A 5,298-nucleotide genomic window follows, 5' to 3' on the forward strand; every position below is an offset into this window, starting at 1 on the left:
CACGATATTTTTTGTTTGTTTGAACGTTTTTGTTTGTTTAGTTTTCAAAGAACAATCTATCATGTCAGAAGCGACATTTGTTATTATATCAAATCTCAATTACTATGTCAATATAATAATATAACTTTTTTGTTTTCACTTTTAACTATTAAAACCGCCGTTAAAAGCAACTTATCTATCATAACATCTCCAATTTACAAATGCAACAGAAAGTTTTTCTTTTTTTAGGAAAGTTCACTTCTTTAAAACTATTTCTTGAGATAACAATATCTTATCTTTTTAAATCAACAACCAAAACCCTGGCCACTTGCAGTCTTCAACAAATATCATGGCCTAACAGGCACTGGAAATAGGGTAGGATTTTAGCGTATACTAGTTTAAGTAACTATAAATATATAAAATCTAAATCTATGAATTTGATTGCTTTCTATTTGGAGATGATTATCATATGAGAATTGTAACAAAAGTTAAAAATGAAGAACTAGAAATTATAAAAATCTATATAAGCCTGGGATTTACGATCACTGTAGAAATATTCACAGTTCCAGAGGGCTACAAAAGCTTAGCGAATAATTCCTTCCCTCAACACGATGATTTATTAGGAACTGGAGTGCATGAAAATAAAAAAGAGAGTGTAAAACTAGCCATCAAAGATTTACGGGAATTGATGGAAGCGTTCGAGGAATAATACTCCGAACCATAGTCTAAAAACCATGCTGGTAAAAAGCAGCATGGTTTTTATATCTTTATCGCTCGGCGACTGGCACCTGAATTAAGAAAGCACCTTTTCATAGCTAAGCAGCAGAAATAATGCTTCAGGAAGTTTCAATGTCCTCAGCGATGGTTCCCACAACCTCCAAGAAGAACGAAATCGCTAACGCGATGGCTCTTTGGTGAATTCCTTATCCCTAAAAATGAATAAAAATAAAAAAGTATGTCTATCGTAGTATTGTTCAATCGCCAAACCAAACAAACTACGGAAGGACATACTTTTTTCTTATGATGACTCTACCACCAACAATTCGAAAAATACAAATACATATTTCTCTTAGGTTAGGGAGAGCTCCACCTTCTGATTATTGACTTATTTATTTATTATTAATCAATTATCAAGAGGAAATTTCATGAAACAATATGAACAAAAAGTTGAGCTTTTCTTTGAACTTAAGGGTACTCCAGACTCCTCTCGAGAATCCTATTGGCGAAGAATGCGGGCCTTTTTAAACTATATGCAGAATATAAAAAGACCCATAAAAGAATTGAGCCATGACGATATCCAACAATACATCCTTTATCTAAAAAAAGAAGAGGGACTTTCTGCAGGGACCATCAATAATTATATTTCAGCCATTAAGTTTTTCTTTACCTATGTATTAGAAAAAGAATGGAATCCATTAAAGGTTCCGAGAATGAAAAGAATTCAGAAGTTCCCTGTTATTCCTTCCAAAGAAGAAGTACTTTCACTTATAAATTCAACTAATAATTTGAAACATAAAGCTCTCCTTCTTCTGATCTATGGCAGTGGCCTTAGAGTAAGCGAAGTAGCTAAATTAAAAATTAGTGATATCTGCAGTAAAACCATGCGAATTCGTGTGGAAAATGCAAAACATAATACCAACAGGTATACGATTTTATCTCAAACAGCACTAAAAGTGCTTCGGGAGTATTTTAAAGCTTATTTCCCTACTAAAAACTATAAACTGAGTGATTGGCTATTTCCAGGTCGAACCCCTGGGGAGCACATTAATGTCAAAACTATTAAAAATACAATAATAAAACTTCGGGACAAGCTTTACCTTGACCCTAATATATCTGCTCATACACTAAGACATTGTTTTTCAACCCATTCTTTAGAAGATGGGGTAGATCCAGTGTTTATCCAACAGATGCTTGGGCATAAAAATCTTAAAACGACGCAGACGTACCTGCATATGACCTCTAAGAGCCTGATGGGCATTAAAAGTCCATTGGATTCAAAGGAAGATCATGAAGAATGACTACCATTCAAGAAATATTTATGACATTCTATCCACAATATAAAGAAAAATATAAAACGTCTCCTGAATAGGCTAAAGCAGCCAACGACATCATGAGATGTCGAACAGTCCATTTAGGTGGACATGCCTATGAATGTAAAACATGCGGCCATACCCAAGTCAGATATAATTCCTGCCGGAATCGGCACTGCTCCATGTGCCAAGGGGTCAATAAAGAAGTTTGGGTGGATAATAGAAAAAAAGATATTCTCAATGCGCCCTATTTCCACGTGGTATTTACCATGCCGGAACAGCTGCACATAGTAATTTACCATAATCAAAAATTACTTTATGATTTAATGTACAAATGCATAGCGGAAACCCTTACCGAGCTCGCAAAAGACAAAAAGTATCTTAGTGCCCAAATTGGCTTTTTCTCTGTCTTGCATACGTGGGGTCAAAACCTGCATTACCACCCTCACATACATACGGTAGTTTTAGCAGGAGGACTTTCCAAACAGAATCAATGGCGTAACTCGAGTAAGAAATTCTTTATCCCCGTAAAAGTACTGTCCAAAAAATTTCGGGGAAAGTATCTGTATTATTTAAAAAAATATTATGAACAGAATCTCCTTATTTTTTATAATGATGCAAAAAAATACGAAAATCCAAAAGAGTTCCAGAGTTTAATGGATCAATGTTACTCGCTTAACTGGTACAGCTACACCAAACGGACATTTTCAGGTCCATTGGCAGTGGTACAATATCTTGGCCATTATACACATCGAATTGCCATATCAAATAATCGAATCGTTTCGATAGATAAAGAAACTGTAACAATCCAAGTGAAGGATTATCGAAACAATAATCAAAAAAAGACAGTAACCATGAAAGCTACAGAATTTATTCGCCGATTTCTCATGCATATTCTCCCGAAGGGATTGGTGAAGATCAGACATTATGGTCTACTGGCTAATCGAAATAAAAAAACAAAACTCAAATTGTGCCGGAAGCTAACGAATAGTCCAACTTACCTACCTAAATTTACAGGACTTAGCACGATAGAAATTGTCTCTCTTATTACAGGAAAAGATGTAACTTTGTGTCCATCCTGTACTAAGTCACATTTAAGGTCAGCCGCCCACGAAGTGGTACCATGACTAGGAGCGAAAAGAATACTTATTTAAACTGCCTCTTTAGTGGGGAGGGGGAAACTGTATCTAAAAACAGATTAATATTATATAAAATTAGTTACTGGAATATGAAGACAGCCAATATAATCAAAAATCACCGAATACCCAGGGATTGAAACCCCATAGGCCATGACGCGACTTCATTCTTCTTAGGCAATCAAAAATTTTGCGCTGAGATCCTTTTACAAGATAACCAAAAAGCACAACTAGATCTAACCACTAGTTGTGCCTTTTTACGCGCAAAACTTCCGATTGTCCCCTAAAAGAACCGTCCTCGGGTCTTTATGAACTGACAAATTTCCCCCTTTTCTCCCAAGTATCCTAACAAATCAACCGTTGATTAAAATCGCCTAAATCCTTGATATATATCGAAGCATCCTTCCCAATTCATATAATTAGTGTTGAAAAATGTAAGAAAAAAAGAGGGGAAAATAGCGATCAAATCGCTAGCGTCACTAAACGACACTCTTTCGACTAAATACCCTATAAGCTATACTAATTAAACGTTTGATTGAAATAGCTGGAAGTACTGAAATAAAAGAAATTCCCTTACAACTCTTGCATGTAGATTGTCGAGATGCGTTTGACATTCCGCAGGAAATAACCCACCTTTCTACAAAAACAGATCAGTTTCTCCCAAACCTCCATGATTCTATGAAAATCACGGCTTTTTGATACTATCCAAACGTTTGATTTAAAGCAGCCTCAGACCGCTCCATTACTAGATTTAGTATTCCAAATGCCTGTGAAGAATGTCGAAAACTGTCCTCAACATGACACTTTTAAAAAGGAACCAGGATTCGTGCCTATACCTATTACTGCGGCGGTATAAGTCACCAAAAATAGGTAGTAAATATCTTCTGCTTAAACGAATTCCTAATTTTTATCCAGCAAATGTCGGAAGTTTTATAAAATATGTAGTAAGTGTCTGTAAATATGTAGTAAGTATCCGTAAATGTGTTGTAAATTCCCCAAAATATGTTGTAAGTATCCATAATTATGTAGTTAGTTCCTAACTGTAGGAATTTTATCTCTATTAGACGCAGAAAAACCACCTTTAAAAAATAAATTCTTTTTTAAAGGTGGTTTTTATAAAAAAGGAACAAGCATAGCGTCCCTTCGGTTTAAAAAATGGCTCCGCAGGTAGGACTCGAACCTACGACCGATCGGTTAACAGCCGATAGCTCTACCACTGAGCTACTGCGGAATAATAAAATATAAATTAGTATAGTGGGCCTAAATGGACTCGAACCATCGACCTCACGCTTATCAGGCGTGCGCTCTAACCAGCTGAGCTATAGGCCCAATTTGGAGCGGGTGAAGAGAATCGAACTCTCATCATCAGCTTGGAAGGCTGAGGTTTTACCACTAAACTACACCCGCATTAAAATTTGGAGGCAACACCCGGATTTGAACCGGGGATAAAGGTTTTGCAGACCTCTGCCTTACCACTTGGCTATGCTGCCTAACTACTATGGTGGAGGGGGACGGATTCGAACCGCCGAACCCTGAGGGAGCGGATTTACAGTCCGCCGCGTTTAGCCACTTCGCTACCCCTCCATATAAGACTAATAGAGTTCTAAATTTAACGATGGCTCAGGACGGAATCGAACCGCCGACACAAGGATTTTCAGTCCTTTGCTCTACCGACTGAGCTACTGAGCCTAGAATATATACTTTTCTAAAAAAAAAAAAAAATCTATAATAACAGTAGTTAACCTACTGGGATAAAAATGGCGGTCCGGACGGGACTCGAACCCGCGACCTCCTGCGTGACAGGCAGGCATTCTAACCAACTGAACTACCGGACCATATTGCGGGGACAGGATTTGAACCTGCGACCTTCGGGTTATGAGCCCGACGAGCTACCAGACTGCTCCACCCCGCGACAATAGAAATCATTTATTTAATAAAAAATATGGAGGAGGAAGAGGGATTCGAACCCCCGCGCGGTATGACCCGCCTGTCGGTTTTCAAGACCGATCCCTTCAGCCAAACTTGGGTATTCCTCCGAATAAGTGGAGCCTAGCGGGATCGAACCGCTGACCTCCTGCGTGCAAAGCAGGCGCTCTCCCAGCTGAGCTAAGGCCCCATAAAGTTATAAGTAAAGAATGGTCGGGAAGACAGGA

2 protein-coding genes, 10 tRNA genes and 1 pseudogene are annotated in these 5,298 nt (G+C 37.9%); 3 read left to right on the top strand and 10 right to left on the bottom strand.

The window, feature by feature from the left end:
- Positions 1-448 precede the first annotated feature (448 nt).
- From J7E66_RS29110 to J7E66_RS29120, 3 genes and pseudogenes are all read left to right on the top strand, one after another.
- Positions 449-688, top strand: a complete 240-nt coding sequence (locus J7E66_RS29110) for a hypothetical protein (protein ID WP_215006870.1) — start codon at positions 449-451, stop codon at positions 686-688.
- A 436-nt stretch (positions 689-1,124) separates the two neighbouring features.
- Positions 1,125-1,997, top strand: a complete 873-nt coding sequence (locus J7E66_RS29115; RefSeq protein ID WP_215006873.1) for a tyrosine-type recombinase/integrase — start codon at positions 1,125-1,127, stop codon at positions 1,995-1,997.
- Positions 1,994-3,136: pseudogene (locus J7E66_RS29120) on the top strand (IS91 family transposase). The gene J7E66_RS29115 and the pseudogene J7E66_RS29120 overlap by 4 nt, the downstream one beginning before the upstream one ends.
- Positions 3,137-4,301: 1,165 nt before the next feature.
- Here J7E66_RS29120 and J7E66_RS29125 read toward each other — a convergent pair.
- From J7E66_RS29125 to J7E66_RS29170, 10 genes are all read right to left on the bottom strand, one after another.
- A tRNA-Asn gene (locus J7E66_RS29125) sits at positions 4,302-4,376 on the bottom strand.
- A 24-nt stretch (positions 4,377-4,400) separates the two neighbouring features.
- Positions 4,401-4,474, bottom strand: a tRNA-Ile gene (locus tag J7E66_RS29130).
- 4 nt (positions 4,475-4,478) lie between these two features.
- Positions 4,479-4,552: transfer RNA gene (locus J7E66_RS29135), tRNA-Gly, on the bottom strand.
- Positions 4,553-4,561: 9 nt separating this feature from the next.
- Positions 4,562-4,635 (bottom strand) — tRNA-Cys (locus J7E66_RS29140).
- A gap of 9 nt (positions 4,636-4,644) precedes the next feature.
- Positions 4,645-4,729, bottom strand: a tRNA-Tyr gene (locus J7E66_RS29145).
- A 32-nt stretch (positions 4,730-4,761) separates the two neighbouring features.
- Positions 4,762-4,834: transfer RNA gene (locus J7E66_RS29150), tRNA-Phe, on the bottom strand.
- A gap of 69 nt (positions 4,835-4,903) precedes the next feature.
- Positions 4,904-4,980 (bottom strand) — tRNA-Asp (locus tag J7E66_RS29155).
- Positions 4,981-4,983: 3 nt separating this feature from the next.
- A tRNA-Met gene (locus J7E66_RS29160) sits at positions 4,984-5,057 on the bottom strand.
- A 31-nt stretch (positions 5,058-5,088) separates the two neighbouring features.
- Positions 5,089-5,181 (bottom strand) — tRNA-Ser (locus J7E66_RS29165).
- A 7-nt stretch (positions 5,182-5,188) separates the two neighbouring features.
- Positions 5,189-5,261 (bottom strand) — tRNA-Ala (locus J7E66_RS29170).
- Positions 5,262-5,298: the final 37 nt, after the last annotated feature.

The sequence above is a fragment of the Bacillus sp. ISL-7 genome, assembly GCF_018613065.1.

Coding starts and splice junctions, on each gene's coding strand:
- J7E66_RS29115 (WP_215006873.1), top strand. CDS start 1,125: ATGAAACAATATGAACAAAAAGTTGAGCTTTTCTTTGAACTTAAGGGT.
- J7E66_RS29110 (WP_215006870.1), top strand. CDS start 449: ATGAGAATTGTAACAAAAGTTAAAAATGAAGAACTAGAAATTATAAAA.